This is a genomic window from Pantoea sp. Ap-870, assembly GCF_011752515.1.
In the GTDB taxonomy this organism is placed as follows: Bacteria; Pseudomonadota; Gammaproteobacteria; order Enterobacterales; family Enterobacteriaceae; genus Pantoea; species Pantoea dispersa.
This window is the reverse complement of the sequence record NZ_VWXG01000009.1, coordinates 134,302-153,825: the sequence shown is the minus strand read 5'-3', so window position 1 is coordinate 153,825 and position 19,524 is coordinate 134,302. Positions and strand designations below refer to the sequence as shown.

The window sequence follows — 19,524 nt, the reverse complement described above, 5'->3', positions numbered from 1 at the left end:
GCGGGCGCGAAGTGCCTGCCAGCATTGAAAAATTTGACCTGCATATTGTTTCTCTTTCCCCGGGAAATGTCATCCGCGGCGCGCGAGATTTTACGCCAGCCGCCTGCGCTGTTATGCTGCCGGTTCTATTTTCTCCGGGATTAAGGAAACAAGATGACGACCCCTTCATTTGACAGCGTCGAATCACAAGCAAGTTACGGTATCGGTTTACAGGTTGGTCAGCAGCTGCAAGAGTCTGGACTGCAGGGTCTGCAGCCAGAAGCGCTGCTTGCGGGCCTGCGCGACGCGCTGGAAGGGAACTCACCGGCAGTTCCGGTTGACGTGGTACACCGTGCGCTGCGTGAAGTCCACGAGCGTGCCGAAGGCGTACGTCGTGAGCGCGTCGAAGCCATGGCGGCCGAAGGTCAGCAGTTCCTCGAGCAGAATGCACAGCGTGAAGGCGTGAGCAGCACCGAATCCGGCCTGCAGTTCAGCGTCATCACCCAGGGCGATGGTCCGATCCCATCACGTCAGGATCGCGTACGCGTGCACTACACCGGTAAGCTGATTGACGGCACCGTGTTTGATAGCTCCGTTGCCCGTGGCGAACCGGCTGAATTCCCGGTCAGCGGCGTGATTGCTGGCTGGATTGAAGCGCTGACCCTGATGCCGGTAGGCTCGAAGTGGGAGCTGGCCATTCCGCACAATCTCGCTTACGGCGAGCGCGGCGCGGGTGCCTCCATCCCGCCATTCAGCACCCTGATTTTCGAAGTCGAGCTGCTGGAAATCCTGTAATAAACAGCGGGCGCCGTGTCTGGCGCCCCTGTCACTACTTCTTCTCTGCCTGCTTCTGTAGATCCACCTGCCAGATTGCAAAGCCCGTTTCATCACTGCCAACGGCTTTCATCGGATAATCAGCATACTTCTCAATAAACTGCGTGGCTTTTGCGCCCGGCGCGGTCTCAAAGCGAATATCCAGCGGCGTTGCGCTGGCGATCGGTGCCAGCCGCCAGTTGTGATCGGCCTGTGGCTGCACCGCGCCGTGGGTGCGGGTTTCGCTGCTGATGTAGGCGGCCACCACCGAGCGGTTCTCATCCGGCGAGGCAAACGCGACATACTGCTCACCGGTACCGGCAAATTTGCCGCCCCAGGCACGGTAATTATTGGTGGCAACGAGGAAGATCGCTTTGGGATCGATCGGTTTGCCCTGCCAGCGCAGATCCTGAATACGTGATGCCGCCGGGTTAATCAGCTGGCATTCGGCGTCGTAGCGCGCCGGTTGCGTCACATCGATCTGATACTGCACGCCGTCAATCACATCAAAATTGTAGGTGCGGAAATCCCAGTTGATCAGCGACTGCGGCTGACGACGATGCACGTCGATCTGATTAAACTGCGCTGCCGAGCACTCCAGCCACTCTTTCACCTGCGCGCCGCTGACTTTCATCACCACCAGCGTATTCGGGTAGAGATAGAGATCGGCGGCATTACGGAAGGTGAGATCGCCTTTTTCCACTTCAACGTAGCTGGCCGGATCGTTCTTACGGCCGCCGGCTTTAAACGGTGCCGCTGCCGAGAGCACCGGTAAGCGGCCCAGATCGGGATCGCCCTGAATGAAGCGTTCGACGTAAGCACGCTGCGCATTATTGACGATCTGCACGGTGGGATCGTCCTGCACCAGCGACAGGTAGCTGTACATCACATCCGCCGACTTGCCGATCGGTTTTGCCACAAATTCACGCGTAGCGCGATGATCGTCGGCCAGCACTTTCACCAGATCGGCATCTTCCGCCGCCAGCGATTTTTTCGCCACCGCATCGTAAACTGGCCGTGCTTCGGCTTTACCCTGGGTCACCTGCCAGCCGCCGCCGTCATTTTTCAGCACCAGGTCAACCACGCCGAGATGATCGCCCCACATGCCGGGCATCACCGCCGGTACGCCGTTAAGCGTGCCCTGAGCTATATCCGCGCCTTTAATCGCCGCAAACTCTTTGCCGGGAAACACCGCGTGCGCATGGCCGAACATGATGGCATTGATACCTGGCACCTGACTGAGGTAATACACCGAGTTTTCCGCCATGGCATGGTACGGCTCACTGCTCAGACCGGAGTGCGGAATAGCGATGATTATTTCAGCACCTTTTGCGCGCATTTCTGGCACATAGCGCTTCGCTGTCTCGGTGATGTCATCAACGCGCACTTTACCCTGCAGATTGTTGCGATCCCACACCATAATCTGCGGTGGTACGAAGCCGATATAGCCGATTTTCAGCGTATGCGGCTTGCCGTCGCGGTCTTTTACCGCGGTTTCTTTAATTAAATAGGGGGTAAACAGCGGCTTGCCACTGGTTTCATCGATAACGTTGGCGTTGATGTAGGGAAAACGCGCCCCGGCAATTGCCTGCTGCAGATAGGGCAGGCCGTAGTTAAATTCGTGGTTGCCGAGATTGCCTACCGCGTAATCCAGCGTATTAAGGGCTTTATACACCGGATGGATTTCACCCGGCTGCAGGCCTTTGGCCGCCATGTAATCGCCCAGCGGGCTGCCCTGAATAATGTCGCCGTTATCCACCAGCACGCTGTTTGCTACTTCGCCACGCGCCTGCTGGATGAGCGTGGCGGTGCGCACCAGACCAAACTTTTCGGTCGGCGTGTCTTTGTAGTAATCGAAATCCATCATGTTGCTGTGCAGATCGGTGGTTTCCAGAATGCGTAAATCCACCGTGGCAGCCTGCACCGTGGCGGCTGCAACGCACAGTGCCAGTAACGACATGCTCGCTTTGAACATGGCTTGCTCCTTGTTCGCTTTAATGGGCCTCTCAAAATAATGTAAAACCATGACGAATTATCATTTCAATTTGTGATGGGGCTCGGGGTTTTGCCTCTTTCCTGCGTAAGCTGACGGAGTGCCTGCCCTTCAGCATTGCGCCATAGCCGCCACGACCGAACTATGATATTGATAATCAAAGCGAATACGCTTAGCTGCGGCTGTCACAGCGCAGCTGCTAAAATATCTGGAGACGGGCTGCCGGGGTTTCAGCGGCAGCATCAGCCGAAATGAGGTGAACAATGTTAGATAAAATTTGCCAGCTGGCGCGCAGCGCGGGCGATGCCATTATGCAGGTCTACGATGGCGCACAACCGCTGGACGTGACGCGTAAATCGGATGATTCACCGGTCACGGCGGCCGATCTGGCGGCACATCAGGTTATCGTGCAGGGCTTAGCAGCGCTGACGCCTGACGTGCCGGTGCTGTCGGAAGAGGATCCACCCGGCTGGGATGTGCGTCAGCACTGGCAGCAATACTGGCTGGTCGATCCGCTCGACGGCACCAAAGAGTTCATTAAGCGTAACGGCGAGTTCACGGTCAATATCGCGCTGATTGAGCACGGCAAACCGGTGCTGGGCGTGGTGTACGCGCCGGCGCTGGGGGTGATGTATTCTGCGGCCGAAGGCAAAGCGTGGAAAGAAGAGGGCGGCCACACCACGCAGATCCACGTACGTGAAGCGCGACCGCTGCTGGTGGTAGTGAGCCGTTCGCACGCTGATAAAGACGAAGAGCTGAAAGAGTATCTGACCCAACTGGGCGAGCATCAGACCACCGCTATCGGCTCCTCGCTCAAGTTCTGCCTGGTGGCAGAGGGCAAGGCGCAGCTCTATCCGCGCTTCGGGCCGACCAATATCTGGGATACCGGTGCCGGCCATGCGGTAGCCATTGCCGCTGGCGCGCACGTGCATGACTGGCAGGGCAAAACCCTCGACTACGCGCCGCGCGAGTCGTTCCTGAATCCGGGCTTCCGCGTCTCGCTGTTCTGATACGCTGTGCGCGCCACCCGCTGTGGCGCGATCACGCCTGCAGCAGCTGATGGATCAGTTTCATCGCCTGCTGCACTTCATCCTGCGTCAGCGGACCGTCTTTGGCGTAACGCACATGGCCGGTCTTATCCAGAATCACAATCGCCGAACCGCCTTTCTCCAGCTGCCACGCCTTGCGCGCGTTGCCGTTGCTGTCGACAATGAACTGCGACCACGGATACTGCTGTTTATTGCTCTCAATGCTGCTGCGCACAAACATCCCGGTGCCGGGAATGGCATCATCGGTATTCACCACCGTGGTGGTTTGATAGCGGTCGTGCGGCAGCTGGGCGGCTTTGATGGCTTCAATCAGCGCGGCGTTTTGTTCTTTGGCTGACGAGCGTCCGGCAATATGCAGGATAACCCGCACTTTGCCACTCAGCTGGGCGCTGTTCCAGGGCTGGTAGCGAAACTTCTCCTGCTGATACAGCAGTTCTCCTTTGTCGTTAACGCCGACTGCCGGTACGCGCTCGCCAACCTTAAACGCGTGGGCTGAGGCAAGGCTGGGCAGCAGCAGCGCCAGGGCTATCATGGAATGTGCCAAACGCATGGTAATGCTCCTTAGTGATCCGACCAGTTATTCATGTTTTTGCAATATTAGGCGTGGATGATGCGCCTGTCGCGATGAGATAGCAGCTTTGTAACCCATGCCACAATTCCTTAACCAATGAAGGTTTATACTGGATTTTGTGATCGTTATGACAGAGTTCTCTGTAATGATGTGTCAATTCAGTAAAAAATCCATTTTTTCGGAACATCGGCAAGGAATCATGTTCTATAGTTATGCCTCATTTGCGCTTCAAGGGCTCGTACCGAATTTGGCAACGGCGAAGCGTATTACATCTGTTCAGGAGTTAAACAGCATGAAGATCTTCCAGCGCTATAACCCGCTGCAAATTGCGAAATATGTAAAGACGCTATTTAAAGGAAGGTTGTACATCAAGGATGTTGGCGCGTTTGAGTTCGACAAAGGCAAAGTCATGTTGCCGCGCGTCAAGGATAAACAGCACCTTAGCGTGATGTCAGAAATCAACCGCCAGGTGCTGCGGCTGCAAGCCGAGTACAACTAAGCAAAAGAAAGGGCGCCGCTGGCGCCCTGAATCTTTCTGTAACCGCACAATCACTGCTACGCGGCAGGCCCTTCAGACTCATCCAGCGTACTCTTCGACACATTCAGCACCGGCGGGCGATCGTCAATGCGCGTCACCAGCAGCTGGTCGATGCGGTAGCTGTCGATATCCACCACCTCAAATTTGTAGCCGGAGAATTTGACGAAATCGGTGCGTTTGGGGATCTTACGCAGCATATACATCATGAAGCCGCCGATGGTCTCGTAGTTGCCGGACTGCGGGAACTCATCGATATCCAGCACGCGCATCACGTCATCAATCGGCGTACCGCCTTCCACCAGCCAGGAATTCTCGTCACGCGCCACAATCTGCTCTTCCAGCCCCTGACCGACCAGATCGCCCATCAGCGTGGTCATCACGTCGTTAAGCGTGATAATCCCGACCACCAGCGCATATTCGTTCATGATCACCGCGAAGTCTTCGCCGGCGGTTTTAAAGCTCTCCAGCGCCTCTGACAGCGTCAGCGTATCCGGCACAATCAGCGCCGAACGAATCTGCACGCCGCTGTTAAGCGTCATGCTCTGGTTGCCCAGCACGCGCAGCAGCAGCTCTTTGGAATCAACGTAACCGACGATATGGTCGATATCGCCGTCGCACACCAGAAACTTCGAATGCGGGTGTTGCGCGATTTTGGTTTTCAGGCTGGTTTCGTCTTCGTGCAGATCGAACCACACGATATTTTCACGCGAGGTCATAGACGAAGGCACGGTGCGTGATTCCAGCTCAAATACGTTCTCGATCAGCTCGTGCTCCTGCTTGCGCAGCACGCCGGCCAGCGCGCCCGCTTCTACCACCGCGTAAATGTCATCCGAGGTGATGTCATCTTTACGCACCATCGGCAGCTTAAAGATGCGAAAGAACACGTTGGCCAGGCCATTGAACAGCCATACCAGCGGGCGGAAAACCAGCAGGCAGAAGCGCATCGGATTGATGATGCGCAGCGCGATGGCTTCCGGCGCGATCATGCCGACGCGTTTTGGCGTCAGGTCGGCAAACAGAATAAACAGGCTGGTGACGATGGTGAAGGAGCAGATAAAGCTGAGCTGATCCGCCAGTTCCGGCTCCATAAAGCGGTTGAACAGGCTGCTGAAGGCGGGCGAAAACGCCGCATCGCCGACGATACCGCCGAGAATCGCGACGGCGTTGAGGCCAATCTGTACCACGGTGAAGAACATGCCAGGCTGTTCCTGCATCTTCAGCACGCGCTGCGCGTTGATGTTGCCTTCATCGGCCAGCAGTTTCAGTTTGATCTTGCGGGCAGCCGCCAGCGAGATCTCCGACAGAGAAAAAAATGAACTGATTACGATCAGTAAAAGAATGACAAGCAGGCTATCAAGCATAAAAGATCCGTTGGGTTAATCACTTGTCATTTTTGGCCTGGGCAGCGCGAAGAGGCGTACATCCGGTACTTACCCGTCAAACAGGGCTATCCGTGCCAAAAATGTCTGCGCCAGTTCGACAAAGTCACGTTAACGTCGGGGCAGAAATGCGTGCAGGCGAGGCCTGCTGGTCGCTGATTATAGCAGCAGCGCTATTGCTGCCGCCAGCGGCGTGATTGGCCGGCTCGGATTAATCCGAGTGGCGGCTGGTGGTGCGCAGAAGCACGGCTTCGCTGTTGTATCGGTACGCACATTTACCGACAATAGCAGTCGATTTGGCTTAGCGGCCGTTTTTACGCAGCCGCTCGCAAAAAAGAGCGGCTATGCTGATGGGTATGCAAGGTGTGGTGATACCCTTTCCACCAGAGTTAACGCCCCTGCGGAATAGGGGCAGGCATTATTAACAGGAGTACGCGTGCCGCGATTTCATGCTTATTGCTTGGCCAGCCTGCTGCTTGCCGCACCTGCTGTTGAGGCAGCCAAAGTGCGACTGCAGCTGGAAGGCCTGACCGGGGAGTTACAGAAAAACGTCAGGGCGCGCTTGTCCACTATCGGCAGTGACGAGGTGTCGAACGACGGCCGTTTCCAGGCGCGCGTGGCTGCCGCGATCAAAGAAGGTTTGCGTGCGCTGGGCTATTACGAGCCGCAGATCGACTTTGAATCACGCCCGGCACCGCCGCAGGGTGGCCGTCCGGTGCTGATTGCCCGCGTCACCGCCGGTGAGCCGGTGAAGATTGGCGGCAGCACCATCGTGGTGGAAGGCGCCGCAAAAGACGATCCTGATTATCAGGCGTGGGTGAAGCAGGGCAGGCCGAAAGTCGGCAGCCAGCTCAATCACGGCGACTACGATAAATTCAAAAACGGCTTCTCCAGCCTGGCGCTGCGTAATGGTTACTTCGACGGTGACTTTAAGCAGAGCCAGCTTGGTGTCTCGGTAGAACGGCGCTTAGCGTTCTGGGATATCGACTACGACAGCGGCCCGCGCTATCGCTTCGGCGATGTCAGCTTTGAAGGTTCGCAAATCAATGAAGCCTATCTGCGCAACCTGGTGCCGTTCAAAAAGGGCGATCCCTACAGCTCACGCGATTTGGCCGAACTCAATCGTCGCCTCTCCGCCACCGGCTGGTTTAATTCTGTCGTCGTGGCACCCGAGTTCGATAAAGGACGCCAGACCAAAGTGCTGCCGCTCAGCGCCGCCGTGTCGCCGCGCGTGGAGAACACCATCGAAGCCGGTGTCGGTTACTCGACGGACGTCGGACCGCGGCTGAAAGGCACGTGGAAAAAGCCGTGGATCAACGACAGCGGCCACAGCCTGACCTCCAGCGCCTATATCTCCGCGCCGGAGCAGCAGCTTGATCTCAGCTATAAAGTGCCGCTGCTGAAAAGTCCGCTGGAGCAGTACTACACCTTCTCCGGCGGCCTGAAACGCACCGATCTCAACGACACCAAATCGGACACCACCACGCTGGCGATGTCGCGTAACTGGGACAGCAGCTCCGGCTGGCAGCGCGCGGTTAACCTGCGCTGGAGTCTCGACCACTTTACTCAGGGCAGCGTCACCAACACCACCATGCTGCTCTATCCGGGCGTTAGCCTGAACCGCACCCGTTCGCGCGGCGGCCTGATGCCGACCTGGGGCGATTCACAGCGCTATTCGGTAGATGTGTCGGACACCACCTGGGGCTCGGACGTCGACTTCCTGATCCTGCAGGCGCAGAACGTATGGATCCGTACGCTGGGCGAGAAGCATCGCTTTGTGGCGCGCGGTAACCTTGGCTGGATTGAAACCAACGACTTTGAAAAAGTGCCGCCCGATCTGCGCTTCTTCGCCGGCGGTGACCGCAGCATTCGCGGCTACAAATACAAAGATATCTCGCCGCGCGATGACGAAGGCAAACTCACCGGTGCCTCAAAGCTGGCCACCGGCTCGCTTGAGTATCAGTACAACGTCTCCGGCAAATGGTGGGGCGCGGTATTCGTCGACTCGGGTGAAGCGGTCAACGACATCAAGCAGAGTAACGTTAAAACCGGTGCAGGCTTCGGCGTGCGCTGGTCTTCTCCGGTAGGGCCGATCAAGTTTGATATCGCGCGCCCGATTGGTGACGACAAGGAGCATGGATTGCAATTTTATGTAGGACTGGGGCCTGAACTATGAAGCTGTGGAAAAAGGTCCTGATCGGTATCGGTATTTTCCTGCTGGTGCTGTTGGCCAGCGTGGCGTTTCTGGTGGGCACCACGCCCGGATTGCATCTGTTGTTTAAAGGTGCCGATCGCTGGGTGCCGGGCCTGTCGATTAACAAGGTGGAAGGCGGCTGGCGCGATCTGACGCTGAGCGGCGTGAAATACCAGATGCCGGGCGTCAGCGTGGATGCCGGGCGCTTCCATCTGGCGCTCAACCTCAACTGCCTGCTGCACTCCTCGGTGTGCGTGAACGATATCGCGCTGCAGGATGTCAGCGTGGTGGTCGACAGCAAAAAAATGACGCCCGCCAGTGCGCCGCCGCCGGAAGAGGAGAGCGGCAGCAGCAATCTCAGCACGCCATACCCGATTACCCTGAGCCGGGTCAGACTGCATAACATCAACGTCAAAGTCGATGACACCGCCATTTCGCTGCTCGACTTCACCAGCGGCCTGCAGTGGCAGGATCGCGCGCTGACGCTCAATCCCACCCATATCCAGAGCCTGCTGATCGCGCTGCCGAAGGCGGCGAAAGTGGCGGACGAACAGGTGGTGCAGCCTAAAGTGCAGCAGCCGCAACCGGATGAGAAACCGCTGGGCGAAACGCTGCAGGCGATGTTTGCCGAGCCGCTGCTGCCGGCACTGCCGGATTTCCAGCTGCCGCTCGATATCAACGTGCAGCAGCTGTTAGGTGAGCAGTTGCGCATCACCGGCGATACGGATGTGGCGATTACGCGTCTGCTGCTGAAGGCCAAAACTACCAACCGGCATGTGCAGCTGGAGACCTTTGACGTCGACTCGCCGCAGGGGCAGATCAACGCCAGCGGCGATGCCCGGCTGGCGGATAACTGGCCGGTCAATTTTGTGCTCAACGGCTCGCTGAATCTCGATCCGATTAAAGGCGAGAAGATCAAACTGAACCTCGCCGGGGCGATGCGTGACGAGCTGAAGCTGGGCCTGAACCTCTCGGGGCCGGTGCGTGCCCAGCTGGACGCCGCCGCGCAGCCGGCGGTCGCCGGTCTGCCGCTGTCGCTCAAACTCACCAGCCCGCAGCTGCGCTGGCCGCTGACCGGTCCGGTGCAGTATCAGGCGGATAATCTCGACTACCAGTTCAGCGGCAAAGCCACCGACTACGTGATGTCGCTGCGCACCGCGGTGAAGGGCGAAGCGGTGCCGCCGGCCACCATTACGCTGGACGGTAAAGGCAACGTGCAGCAGTTCAGCCTGGATAAACTGCGCGTGGCGGCGCTGCAGGGCAACATTGACCTTAGCGCGCTGGTGGACTGGAGCAAAGCCATCAGCTGGCGCAGTGAACTGACGCTGGCGGGCATCAACACCGCTAAACAGTATCCTGACTGGCCGGCTAAGCTCGACGGTAAAATCACCACGCGCGGCAGCCTGTACGGCGGTAGCTGGCAGCTCAGCGTGCCGCAGCTGGCGCTGAAGGGCAATGTGAAACAGAACGCGGTGAGCGCCGAAGGCTCGCTGACCGGCAACAGTTACAATCAGTGGAAAATCCCCGGCATTGACATCGCGCTGGGGCGCAACCATCTCGACGTGAAGGGCGAACTGGGCGACGCGCTAAATCTCGATGCCATTGTCGATGCGCCGCATCTGGATAATGCGCTGCCGGGCCTCGGCGGCGTAGCCAAAGGCACCATCAAAGCGCGCGGTACGCTGCAGGCGCCCCAGCTGCTGGCCGATCTTACCGCCAGCGGCCTGCGCTGGCAGCAGTTGCAGATCCGCCGTGTCACGCTGCAGAGCGATGTGAAATCCAGCGATCAGGTCGCCGGTAAACTGCAGCTGCGCGTGGAGCAGCTACAGCAGGACGCGTTTAAGATCGGCCTGCTGACGCTCAACGCCGACGGTAACGAGAAGCAGCACCAGCTGAAACTCAATGTGCAGGGCGAGCCGGTCTCCGGCCAGTTGGCGCTCAACGGTAGCTTTGATCGCCAGACGCAGCGCTGGCAGGGCAATCTCAACAATACGCGTTTTGACACGCCGGTGGGCGAATGGCGCCTGACGCGCGCGATGACGATTGACTACCTGAACAGCAAAGAGAGCGCCACCATCGGGCCGCACTGCTGGCAAAACCCCAACGCGCAGCTGTGCGTGCCGGAGCCGATCGAGGCCGGAGCCAGCGGCCATGCGCACGTGGTGCTGAACCGCTTTGATCTGGCAATGGTTAAGCCGTTCCTCACCGATGCCACCCAGCTGAACGGCGTGTTCAGCGGTGATGCGCGCGTGAACTGGACCGCCGACGGCGCGCTGCCGACCGGCACGGTGTCGCTTAAAGGAAACGGCGTAAAAGTGGTGCAGGATGTGCAGGGGAATAACCTGCCGATCGCCTTGGACACGCTCAACCTGAATGCGGCGCTGCGTAATGGACGCGCGCAGCTCGACTGGCTGATTCACATCGTGAATAACGGTCAGCTGAGCGGCAACGTGCAAATCGCCGATCCGGAGAATCGCCGCCAGCTGTCAGGCAACATCGGCATCAGCAACATTTCGCTGGCGATGCTCAACCCGGCGCTGATGCAGGGCGAGAAGATCAAAGGCAACCTCAACAGCAATCTGCGTCTCGGCGGCACGCTGCAGCAGCCGCAGATCTTTGGTCAGCTGGGGCTGAGCGATGTTGATGTGGACGGCAGCTTTATGCCGGTCGATCTCACCTCGGCCAATCTCAACCTGGTGTTTAACGGCATGAGTTCCACGCTCAATGGCCTGATCCAGACGCAGCAGGGTAACCTCAATCTGGGCGGCAATGCGGACTGGAGCCAGCTGGATAACTGGCGCGCGCGCGTTACTGCGCAGGGCAGCCGTATTCGCGTTACCGTTCCGCCGATGGTGCGGATGGACGTTTCGCCGGACCTGGCGTTTGAAGCCACACCGGCGGCGTTCAACCTTGACGGCAAGGTTGATATTCCGTGGGCGCGCATCACGGTGCAGGAAGTGCCGGAGAGCGCTACCGGCGTGTCGTCGGATGAGGTGATGCTGGATGAGAACCTCAAGCCGATTCAGCCGAAAACCGCCGCGATCCCAATCAACAGCAATCTGGTGATCCACGTCGGCAACGATGTGCGCCTCTCGGCCTTTGGCCTGAAAGCGCGCCTCAACGGCGATCTCAAACTGGTGCAGGATAAAACCGGCCTGGGCTTAAACGGACAAATCAATATTCCTTCCGGCCGTTTCCACGCGTATGGTCAGGATCTGATTGTGCGTAAAGGCGAGCTGCAGTTCGCCGGTCCGCCGGATCAGCCGTACGTCAACCTGGAGGCGATTCGTAACCCGGAAGCCACCGAGGATGATGTGACAGCCGGTCTGCGCGTCACCGGACTGGCCGACGAGCCGAAGGTGGAGGTCTTCTCCGACCCGGCAATGTCGCAGCAGGAGGCGCTGTCTTACCTGTTACGCGGTCAGGGACTCAGCAGCGATGGCGACAGCAACGCCTTAACCTCGGCGCTGGTTGGACTGGGGGTTGCACAAAGTGGTCAGGTTATGGGTAAAATCGGCGAGACCTTCGGCGTCAGTAACCTTGCGCTTGATACCACCGGTGTCGGCGACAGCCAGCAGGTGCAGGTGAGTGGTTATGTGCTGCCGGGTCTGCAGGTAAAATACGGTGTTGGCATATTTGATTCACTGGCGACGCTCACTTTGCGTTATCGCCTGATGCCCAAACTCTATTTGGAAGCCGTGTCGGGTCTCGATCAGGCACTGGATTTGCTCTATCAGTTTGAGTTTTAGCAATGCGAATAATTGTCTACGGCAGTTTACGGCGCAAACAGGGAAATAGTCATTGGATGACCAATGCGCAATGGCTCGGCGACCATCAGATTGAAGGGTTTGCGCTCTACAATCTCGGTCACTATCCGGGCGTGGTTGAGGGGGACGGCACGGTGTACTGCGAAGTGTATCGCATCGACGCCAGCACCCTCGGCGAGCTGGATGCCTTGCGCAGCAAGAACGGCGAGTATAAGCGCCAGCTGATCCAGACGCCCTACGGCAGCGCCTGGCTGTACGTGTATCAGCGTTCGATTGCCGGTCGCACCCGCATCGCGAGTGGCGACTGGTTACGGCGCGATGACGCCGCAGAAGCGTAAATAAAAACACCGCCCAGTGGGCGGTGTTTTTTTATCTGCCGATCGCCATACATAGCGATGCGACAGCGCTGACAGAAAACTTACTTCTTCTGTGCGCGCTCGAAAGAGGAGATGATTTCAGCTTTAGCCGCTTCCGCGTTGTCCCAGCCGTCAACCTTCACCCATTTGCCTTTTTCCAGATCTTTGTAGTGCTCGAAGAAGTGGGTGATCTGCGCTTTCAGCAGTTCTGGCAGGTCGTTCACATCTTTAATGTGATCGTACTCTTTGCTCAGCTTGGTGTGCGGAACCGCTACCAGTTTGGCATCTTCACCTGATTCGTCGGTCATCTTCAGCACGCCCACTGGACGGCAGCGGATCACTGAACCTGGCTGCAGCGGATACGGGGTTGGCACCAGTACGTCAACCGGGTCACCATCCAGAGACAGCGTGTGGTTGATGTAACCGTAGTTGCACGGATAGAACATGGCGGTAGACATGAAACGGTCTACAAACAGGGCGCCAGACTCTTTGTCCACTTCATATTTGATCGGATCGGCGTTGGCCGGGATCTCGATGACGACATAGATATCTTCTGGCAGATCTTTACCTGCAGGCACCTGGTTCAAACTCATCTGGCTTTCCTTCATTAGTCGTAAGTTGAGTGACGGCTATTATAGCCAACTGACTCTGAAAGTATGCCCCCTTTTTGGCGTTTCGGAATGGTCCAGCAGGCTACTTCGTGGTGACAAACAGCGACACAATCCCTGCGGCGATTAGCGGCCCGACCGGCACGCCGCGAAAGAACGCCACACCAATCACCGTGCCAATCAGCAACCCGCCAATCACCGACGGCTGCACGCTCATTAAACTGACGCCGCGACCGCCGAGCCAGGCAACAAATACGCCAACGATAATCGCCACAATGGATTGCCAGTTAGCAAAGGATTTCAGCAGCGACGAGGCCGGCAGCGTGCCGCTTGCCAGCGGTGCCATGACGGCCACGGTGAGAATAATGATACCAATCTGGATGCCTTGCTTTTCGACGTAGGGAAAGAACTGTGCCAGCGGCGTGAGCTTAATCACCAGCAGGATGAGAATCGAAATGGTAACGGCGCTGTTGTGGACGAAGTAGCTCAGGATGGCGAGGCAGATAAGAATGAGGGTCGAGGCGTAGGCAGCCATGGTTTCTCCGTGAATAATGGGCGCGCTGACCGTGGCCAGCGCTAAGCGTGTTTAACGCCCCCATTTATCAACAATCATCGGGATTGGCGCAACTGCCTTTGTTGATTGATTGCAGCATCAGCGCCTGGTTGCGCACCAGACTGACGCCCTGCGCGCCCACTGACAGCGCCGCCATGGAGCCCTGACTGCTGAGGAAATAGCTGCGGCTGGCCTCGGTCCAGCTATCGCGATACGCCAGCCAGGCGCGCTGCGCATTGCGCAGTTTGTCTTTGGGCTCACCGGTTAATTTCTTCATCAGCTGGCTATATTGCGCATTCATCTCTTTGTCCCACGCCTTATTGGCCGAGCTGTAGCACTGCGACATGCCGGCGGTGCTGGACTCTTTATTCAGGCATTGATTGAGCTGCTGATCGATAGGGTTTTGCTGTGCCATTGCCACGCTGGACGCGAACAGACAGGCAAGCGGAAGCCATTTTTTCATCGTTACATTCCTTGCTTTTAGCGCTACGAACTTCAGGAAATCTGAAGCGTAGATGATCGTAATCAGGTTGACCATCAATGAAGGATAAAGTTTCCCCCGGTCACTGCCGATAATCTCTCCGTTTTAGGGCTACTGGATTCTCCCTTTTTTAAAGCGCACGGGAATTATCATGATCACACAGCTATCTATACGCACGGCTTTACTCTCTCTTCTGGCCTTTATGACGCTGCTGCTGCTGGCAGTGAGCGGTATGGGCATCTACGCCATCAATTCCGGCAACCAGTCACTTGACGCCATCAACCGTATTCAGGGCATTGAACTTAACAGCCTGTATCAGAGCAACGCCGATCTGATGCGTGCCCGCGCCAGCGCCGCGCTGGCGGTGCGCAAAATTGAAATCGGCCTGCTGGACGAGGGCGCGACCGTTACCAAACAGGCGCAGGCGGATGTCGCCAGCTCGCAACGCCATCTGACCGCGTTTATTGATGCCGGTACCGTTACCGCGCAGGGCAAAAGTCTCGCCGATGCGGTCGCGGCCGCGTTCAGCGCGTATCAGAAAGGCGCCATGGCACCCATGATGGATGCGCTGCAAAAGCAGTATACCGATGAGTATTACCAGGTGCTGGAAGGCAACCTGTCGCAGCTGTCGGCTAACTATTCGAAGGCAGTGAACGACTTCAGTCTGTATGCCGACGAAGTCTCTGCCGCACGTCTGGCGGCAGCGGCGCACAATGAACTGCAGATGAAGATCATGATTGGCGTCGCCGTCGCGCTGACCCTGTTACTGATTGCACTGGCCTGGCTGCTGCTGCGCCGCGCGCTACTGCGTCCGCTGGACGGGGCGATCCAGCATCTGGAGCAAATTGCAGCCGGCGATCTGTCGCAGCCGCTGCCGGCAGCGGCCAATAATGAAATCGGCCGCCTGAACCAGGCGCTGACGGGAATGCAGCTGGCGCTGCGCAACTCGGTCAGCCAGGTGCGTGAAGCCAGCCTGCAGATTGACGTCGGCAGCCGCGAGCTGTCCGCGGGCACGGTGCATCTGTCGCAGCGCACGGAAGAGTCGGCGGCCTCGCTGGAGCAGACTGCCGCCAGCATGGAGCAGCTCACGGCTACCGTCCGGCTTAACGCCAGTAACGCGCAGCAGGCCAATCAGCTGGCCAGTAGCGTGTCCGATACCGCCGACCGCGGCGCGGAAGTGGTGTGCTACGTAATGGAGAAGATGCGTGAAATCACCCACAGCTCCGATCGGATCGCCGATATTCTCAGCGTGATCGACGGTATAGCGTTCCAGACCAACATCCTGGCGCTCAACGCCTCGGTGGAAGCGGCGCGTGCCGGTGAGCAGGGGCGCGGTTTTGCCGTGGTTGCCAACGAAGTGCGCACCCTGGCCGGGCGCAGCGCCAGCGCCGCTAAAGAGATTCGTGAGTTGATCAGCGAATCTCAGACGCGGGTCAAAGAGGGCAGCGACATGGCCACGCGCGCCGGCGAAACCATGGATGAGATCTCCAGCGAAGTGATGCGGGTCACCGCGCTGATGAAGGAGATCTCCATCGCCTCGGAAGAGCAGAGCCGCGGTATTGAACAGGTCAATCAGGCGGTGACGCAGATGGATGAAGCCGCACAGCAAAACGCCGCGCTGGTGGAACAGGCCAGCGCCGCTACGCAGTCGCTGGAAGCGCAGTCGCAGCAGTTGCAGGCATCCATGGCACAGTTCCGCGTGGCGACAGCATAATCAGGGTGGGGTCAGGGATGACCGGTAACGTTGCCTGCGTTCGCCCTGATGGATGGCGACGCGGGAGAAGATAACGCGGTAATTTACGCGGTGCGTCTTATGGTGCACCGCTGTTCAGACCGGCGGGAAATGCCAGAATCATTGCGGCCAGCCGATCATCTTCCGCCAGAAAATAGGCTGCCGGCACTTCCAGCACCTGCGCCAGTAATTGCAGCGTTAATAAGTCCGGTTTATGCACGCCCAGTTCATAGCGATTAATACGCGCGCTGGCAGAAAACTCTTCAATCCCTGCGGCAATACCCAATCCTTTCTGCGACAAACCTTTCGCCAGACGCGCTTGTTTCAGGCGTCGACAAAAAGTGTCTTGCAGCGAGGAGGTCGGTTTCATGACTACGAGAATCGTAGATTTAGCGCTTGTCAGATACTACGAGTAACGTAGTATCGTTACGGGAATGGATAAGCGAACTAAGGAGAGTTGCGTGAATAATGCGAAGTCAGACTGGCATCCGGCCGATATCATTGCGGCGCTGCGTAAAAAGGGAACCTCAATGGCGGCGTTATCCCGACAGGCGGGATTATGTTCCACCACGTTAGCCAATGCGCTGGCGCGTCCGTGGCCGAAAGGGGAATTAATTATTGCCGAAGCAATTGGTATTTCGCCGGCTGAGATCTGGCCGAGTCGTTATTATGCGGAGAATGGTGAATTAATTAATCGACAGGCAAGAATCAGAAATAAAAAATAAGTAAGCCTGGGCAACGGCGTAGTGCCGATTAAATTGCAATTAATCTCTGTATGCCGGTGCGCATAAATGCGCACCCAACATAAACCGTGCCATCGACCTGTAGGGTCGCCATTAATGGCGACCGAAAATCATTTACTGACAGGCATCACACGCAGGCATTTTAAATGCCCGCTTACTTACGCCTGATGTTCGTCCGGGAACTCACGCATAAAGCGTTCAACGTCGTCGACCATCGCATCATTACCGCAGAAGAACGGGCAGCGCTGGTGCAGCGTTTCCGGCTGAATATCGAGGATACGGTTTTTACCGTCGCTGGCTTTACCGCCCGCCTGTTCGGCGAGGAAGGCCATCGGGTTGCACTCATACAGCAGGCGCAGCTTGCCTTTCGGGTGGCTGGCGGTGCTGGGATAGAGATAAATGCCGCCTTTCAGCAGGTTGCGGTGGAAATCCGCCACCAGCGAACCGATGTAGCGCGAGGTGTAAGGGCGCTTCGTTGAAACATCTTCTTCCTGGCAGAACTTCAGGTACTTTTTCACGCCCTGCGGGAAGCGGATGTAGTTCCCTTCGTTAATCGAGTAGGTGTAGCCTTTTTCCGGGAAGGTCATGCGTTCGTGGCTCAGGCAGAACACGCCGAGCGACGGATCGTAAGTAAAGGCATGAACGCCCACGCCGGTGGTGTACACCATCATGGTTGAGGAACCGTACACTACGTAACCTGCGGCAACCTGCTTGTGGCCTGGTTGCATGAAATCGGCTTCAGTGATTGGCGTGCCTGGCTCACTAATACGATGATAAATCGAGAAAATGGTGCCGACGGAAACGTTAACGTCGATGTTCGAAGAACCATCCAGCGGGTCCATCAATACTACGTACTTACCGTTCTCCGAACCTTCAAAGATGACAAACTCATCTTCTTCTTCGGAAGCAATCCCCGCGACCACACCGCGCGCCTTCAGTGCCGCTTTCAGCTTTTCGTTAGCGAACAGATCCAGCTTCATCTGCTGCTCACCCTGCACGTTCTCTACGCCGCTGGCCCCGAGAATATCCACCAGACCCGCTTTGTTGATGTCGCGGTGGATGATTTTTGCGCCCAGCTTGATGGAGGAAATCAGCGCCGTCAGTTCACCTGTGGCGTGAGGAAAGTCGTGTTGCTTCTCGACGATGAATTCGCCTAACGTTTTCATAACACATTCCCTGAATCTACGATGGAGTGGCAGCAGCTGTAACAAGCTACCAACGTATGCGTACGCAGTTTAGCCGATTGAACTTCAAAAACCATAGTCCTAATCCGTTTCTTCCCTCCGGACTCGGCGTTACACTGTGCGCCGAACTTTTGAGTAATGGATCTTTTTATGCGCATTCACATCCTTGGGATTTGTGGCACTTTTATGGGCGGACTGGCGATGCTGGCCCGCTCGCTCGGACACGAAGTGACCGGTTCAGATGCCAATGTCTATCCGCCGATGAGCACGCTGCTGCAACAGCAAGGCATTGAATTAACTGAAGGTTACGACGCCTCGCAGCTGGAGCCGGCACCGGACCTGGTGATCATCGGCAACGCCATGACGCGCGGCAACCCGTGCGTGGAAGCGGTGCTGGAACGCAACATTCCTTACCTCTCCGGACCGCAATGGCTGCATGATTTCGTGCTGCGCGATCGCTGGGTGCTGGCGGTGGCCGGTACCCATGGCAAAACCACCACAGCCGGCATGGCAGCGTGGATTCTCGAGGCCTGCGGCCTGGAACCGGGCTTTATTATTGGTGGGGTGCCGGGTAACTTCGACGTATCGGCAAAATTAGGAAAAAGTCCATTCTTCGTCATCGAGGCGGATGAGTACGACTGCGCGTTTTTCGACAAGCGTTCCAAGTTTGTACATTACTGCCCGCGCACCCTGATCCTCAACAATCTTGAGTTCGATCATGCCGACATCTTCGACGATCTGCGGGCGATCCAGAAGCAGTTCCACCATCTGGTGCGCATCGTGCCGGGTCAGGGCAAGATCCTGCTGCCGGAACACGATCACAACATTAAGCAGGTGATGGCGATGGGCTGCTGGAGCGAGCAGGAGAGCGTGGGCGATAACGGCCGCTGGCAGGCGAAGAAGCTGGTGCCGGATGCCTCGCGCTGGGAAGCCTGGCTCGACGGTGAGAAAGTGGCGGAAGTGAACTGGGCGCTGGTCGGCGAACACAACATGCACAACGGCCTGATGGCGATTGCCGCCGCACGTCACGTTGGCGTGAAGCCGTGCGATGCCGGTGAGGCGCTGAACAGCTTCATTAACGCGCGTCGTCGCCTCGAGCTACGCGGCGAAGTGAACGCGATTAAGGTGTATGACGATTTTGCCCATCACCCAACGGCGATTCTCGCTACGCTGGCGGCGCTGCGCAGTAAAGTCGGCGGTACCGCACGCATTCTGGCGGTGCTTGAGCCGCGCTCTAATACCATGAAGATGGGTGTGAGCAAGAACGAACTGGCCCCTTCGTTAGGGCGTGCCGATGAGGTATTCCTGTTCCAGCCGCACCACATTCCGTGGCAGGTCGCGGACGTTGCGGAAGCCTGCATTCAGCCGGCGCACTGGAGCGCGGACATTGATACGCTGGTGGAGATGGTGGCTAAAGCGGCGCAGCCGGGTGATTCGATTCTGGTGATGAGCAACGGCGGCTTTGGCGGGATTCATCAGAAACTGCTGGAGCGGTTAGGTAAGTAATGCGTGGCCGGTTCAGGCCGGCCTCTGGCAGATAAGGGGGCTACCCTCATCCCAGCCTTCTCCCGCAAGCGGGAGAAG

Annotated in this window: 17 protein-coding genes; 9 read left to right on the top strand and 8 right to left on the bottom strand. The window is 57.5% G+C overall.

The window, feature by feature from the left end; genetic code table 11:
• Positions 1-153: 153 nt before the first annotated feature.
• Complete coding sequence (gene fklB / locus F3J41_RS19545; RefSeq protein ID WP_021509746.1) at positions 154-774, top strand: FKBP-type peptidyl-prolyl cis-trans isomerase; 621 nt, start codon at positions 154-156, stop codon at positions 772-774.
• Between the two features lie 34 nt (positions 775-808).
• Here the strand turns inward: fklB and F3J41_RS19540 are convergent, their stop codons facing one another.
• Positions 809-2,767 carry a bifunctional 2',3'-cyclic-nucleotide 2'-phosphodiesterase/3'-nucleotidase gene (locus tag F3J41_RS19540; protein WP_166712156.1) on the bottom strand — a complete coding sequence of 653 codons (1,959 nt, stop codon included), beginning with the start codon at positions 2,765-2,767 and terminating at the stop codon, positions 809-811.
• Between the two features lie 281 nt (positions 2,768-3,048).
• Here F3J41_RS19540 and cysQ point away from each other — a divergent pair, with 281 nt between their 5' ends.
• Positions 3,049-3,795 (top strand): 3'(2'),5'-bisphosphate nucleotidase CysQ, encoded by a 747-nt coding sequence (gene cysQ / locus F3J41_RS19535; protein WP_021509744.1) that lies wholly within the window; start codon positions 3,049-3,051, stop codon positions 3,793-3,795.
• A 31-nt stretch (positions 3,796-3,826) separates the two neighbouring features.
• Here the strand turns inward: cysQ and F3J41_RS19530 are convergent, their stop codons facing one another.
• Entirely contained in the window at positions 3,827-4,384 is a 558-nt protein-coding gene (locus F3J41_RS19530; protein WP_166712154.1) for a YtfJ family protein, read from the bottom strand.
• Positions 4,385-4,697: 313 nt separating this feature from the next.
• On the opposite strand from F3J41_RS19530, the gene F3J41_RS19525 reads away from it, so the two are divergent.
• A complete protein-coding gene (locus tag F3J41_RS19525) occupies positions 4,698-4,904 on the top strand; it encodes a DUF1107 domain-containing protein (RefSeq protein WP_031280153.1) in 207 nt (68 codons plus the stop codon).
• Between the two features lie 56 nt (positions 4,905-4,960).
• Here F3J41_RS19525 and F3J41_RS19520 read toward each other — a convergent pair whose 3' ends face one another.
• The gene (locus F3J41_RS19520) at positions 4,961-6,304 is read right to left on the bottom strand and encodes a hemolysin family protein (RefSeq protein ID WP_021509741.1); all 1,344 of its coding nucleotides are present in this window, start codon (positions 6,302-6,304) and stop codon (positions 4,961-4,963) included.
• A gap of 454 nt (positions 6,305-6,758) precedes the next feature.
• Here F3J41_RS19520 and F3J41_RS19515 point away from each other — a divergent pair, with 454 nt between their 5' ends.
• The 3 genes from F3J41_RS19515 to F3J41_RS19505 are packed head-to-tail and all read left to right on the top strand — an operon-like array spanning position 6,759 to position 12,621.
• Positions 6,759-8,498 (top strand): autotransporter assembly complex family protein, encoded by a 1,740-nt coding sequence (locus F3J41_RS19515; RefSeq protein WP_031280152.1) that lies wholly within the window; start codon positions 6,759-6,761, stop codon positions 8,496-8,498.
• On the top strand, positions 8,495-12,265 hold the full coding sequence (locus tag F3J41_RS19510; RefSeq protein WP_166712152.1) for a translocation/assembly module TamB domain-containing protein: 3,771 nt from the start codon (positions 8,495-8,497) through the stop codon (positions 12,263-12,265). The genes F3J41_RS19515 and F3J41_RS19510 overlap by 4 nt, the downstream gene beginning before the upstream one ends.
• A 2-nt stretch (positions 12,266-12,267) precedes the next feature.
• The gene (locus F3J41_RS19505; RefSeq protein ID WP_031280151.1) at positions 12,268-12,621 is read left to right on the top strand and encodes a gamma-glutamylcyclotransferase; all 354 of its coding nucleotides are present in this window, start codon (positions 12,268-12,270) and stop codon (positions 12,619-12,621) included.
• A gap of 80 nt (positions 12,622-12,701) precedes the next feature.
• On the opposite strand, the gene ppa is transcribed toward F3J41_RS19505, so the two are convergent.
• The 3 genes from ppa to F3J41_RS19490 all read right to left on the bottom strand — a co-directional run bounded on the left by ppa (position 12,702) and on the right by F3J41_RS19490 (position 14,263).
• Positions 12,702-13,232, bottom strand: a complete 531-nt coding sequence (gene ppa, locus F3J41_RS19500; RefSeq protein WP_021509737.1) for an inorganic diphosphatase — start codon at positions 13,230-13,232, stop codon at positions 12,702-12,704.
• A 100-nt stretch (positions 13,233-13,332) separates the two neighbouring features.
• Positions 13,333-13,782, bottom strand: coding sequence for a DUF441 domain-containing protein (locus F3J41_RS19495; RefSeq protein ID WP_021509736.1), 450 nt, complete (start codon positions 13,780-13,782; stop codon positions 13,333-13,335).
• 67 nt (positions 13,783-13,849) lie between these two features.
• The gene (locus F3J41_RS19490; RefSeq protein ID WP_127834636.1) at positions 13,850-14,263 is read right to left on the bottom strand and encodes a lysozyme inhibitor LprI family protein; all 414 of its coding nucleotides are present in this window, start codon (positions 14,261-14,263) and stop codon (positions 13,850-13,852) included.
• 172 nt (positions 14,264-14,435) lie between these two features.
• Between F3J41_RS19490 and F3J41_RS19485 the strand changes: the two genes are divergently transcribed.
• Positions 14,436-15,995 (top strand): methyl-accepting chemotaxis protein, encoded by a 1,560-nt coding sequence (locus tag F3J41_RS19485; RefSeq protein ID WP_166712186.1) that lies wholly within the window; start codon positions 14,436-14,438, stop codon positions 15,993-15,995.
• Between the two features lie 97 nt (positions 15,996-16,092).
• On the opposite strand, the gene F3J41_RS19480 is transcribed toward F3J41_RS19485, so the two are convergent.
• On the bottom strand, positions 16,093-16,383 hold the full coding sequence (locus F3J41_RS19480; protein ID WP_021509733.1) for a helix-turn-helix domain-containing protein: 291 nt from the start codon (positions 16,381-16,383) through the stop codon (positions 16,093-16,095).
• A gap of 64 nt (positions 16,384-16,447) precedes the next feature.
• Between F3J41_RS19480 and F3J41_RS19475 the strand changes: the two genes are divergently transcribed.
• Complete coding sequence (locus tag F3J41_RS19475; RefSeq protein WP_168715054.1) at positions 16,448-16,738, top strand: helix-turn-helix transcriptional regulator; 291 nt, start codon at positions 16,448-16,450, stop codon at positions 16,736-16,738.
• A 176-nt stretch (positions 16,739-16,914) separates the two neighbouring features.
• On the opposite strand, the gene fbp is transcribed toward F3J41_RS19475, so the two are convergent.
• Positions 16,915-17,922 carry a class 1 fructose-bisphosphatase gene (gene fbp, locus F3J41_RS19470; RefSeq protein WP_021509731.1) on the bottom strand — a complete coding sequence of 336 codons (1,008 nt, stop codon included), beginning with the start codon at positions 17,920-17,922 and terminating at the stop codon, positions 16,915-16,917.
• A 168-nt stretch (positions 17,923-18,090) separates the two neighbouring features.
• On the opposite strand from fbp, the gene mpl reads away from it, so the two are divergent.
• Entirely contained in the window at positions 18,091-19,446 is a 1,356-nt protein-coding gene (gene mpl, locus F3J41_RS19465) for a UDP-N-acetylmuramate:L-alanyl-gamma-D-glutamyl-meso-diaminopimelate ligase (protein WP_166712150.1), read from the top strand.
• Positions 19,447-19,524: the final 78 nt, after the last annotated feature.

Coding starts and splice junctions, on each gene's coding strand:
- F3J41_RS19480 (WP_021509733.1), bottom strand. CDS start 16,383: ATGAAACCGACCTCCTCGCTGCAAGACACTTTTTGTCGACGCCTGAAA.
- mpl (WP_166712150.1), top strand. CDS start 18,091: ATGCGCATTCACATCCTTGGGATTTGTGGCACTTTTATGGGCGGACTG.
- ppa (WP_021509737.1), bottom strand. CDS start 13,232: ATGAGTTTGAACCAGGTGCCTGCAGGTAAAGATCTGCCAGAAGATATC.
- F3J41_RS19510 (WP_166712152.1), top strand. CDS start 8,495: ATGAAGCTGTGGAAAAAGGTCCTGATCGGTATCGGTATTTTCCTGCTG.
- cysQ (WP_021509744.1), top strand. CDS start 3,049: ATGTTAGATAAAATTTGCCAGCTGGCGCGCAGCGCGGGCGATGCCATT.
- F3J41_RS19495 (WP_021509736.1), bottom strand. CDS start 13,782: ATGGCTGCCTACGCCTCGACCCTCATTCTTATCTGCCTCGCCATCCTG.
- F3J41_RS19530 (WP_166712154.1), bottom strand. CDS start 4,384: ATGCGTTTGGCACATTCCATGATAGCCCTGGCGCTGCTGCTGCCCAGC.
- F3J41_RS19525 (WP_031280153.1), top strand. CDS start 4,698: ATGAAGATCTTCCAGCGCTATAACCCGCTGCAAATTGCGAAATATGTA.
- F3J41_RS19540 (WP_166712156.1), bottom strand. CDS start 2,767: ATGTTCAAAGCGAGCATGTCGTTACTGGCACTGTGCGTTGCAGCCGCC.
- fklB (WP_021509746.1), top strand. CDS start 154: ATGACGACCCCTTCATTTGACAGCGTCGAATCACAAGCAAGTTACGGT.
- F3J41_RS19475 (WP_168715054.1), top strand. CDS start 16,448: ATGGATAAGCGAACTAAGGAGAGTTGCGTGAATAATGCGAAGTCAGAC.
- F3J41_RS19505 (WP_031280151.1), top strand. CDS start 12,268: ATGCGAATAATTGTCTACGGCAGTTTACGGCGCAAACAGGGAAATAGT.
- F3J41_RS19490 (WP_127834636.1), bottom strand. CDS start 14,263: ATGAAAAAATGGCTTCCGCTTGCCTGTCTGTTCGCGTCCAGCGTGGCA.
- F3J41_RS19520 (WP_021509741.1), bottom strand. CDS start 6,304: ATGCTTGATAGCCTGCTTGTCATTCTTTTACTGATCGTAATCAGTTCA.
- fbp (WP_021509731.1), bottom strand. CDS start 17,922: ATGAAAACGTTAGGCGAATTCATCGTCGAGAAGCAACACGACTTTCCT.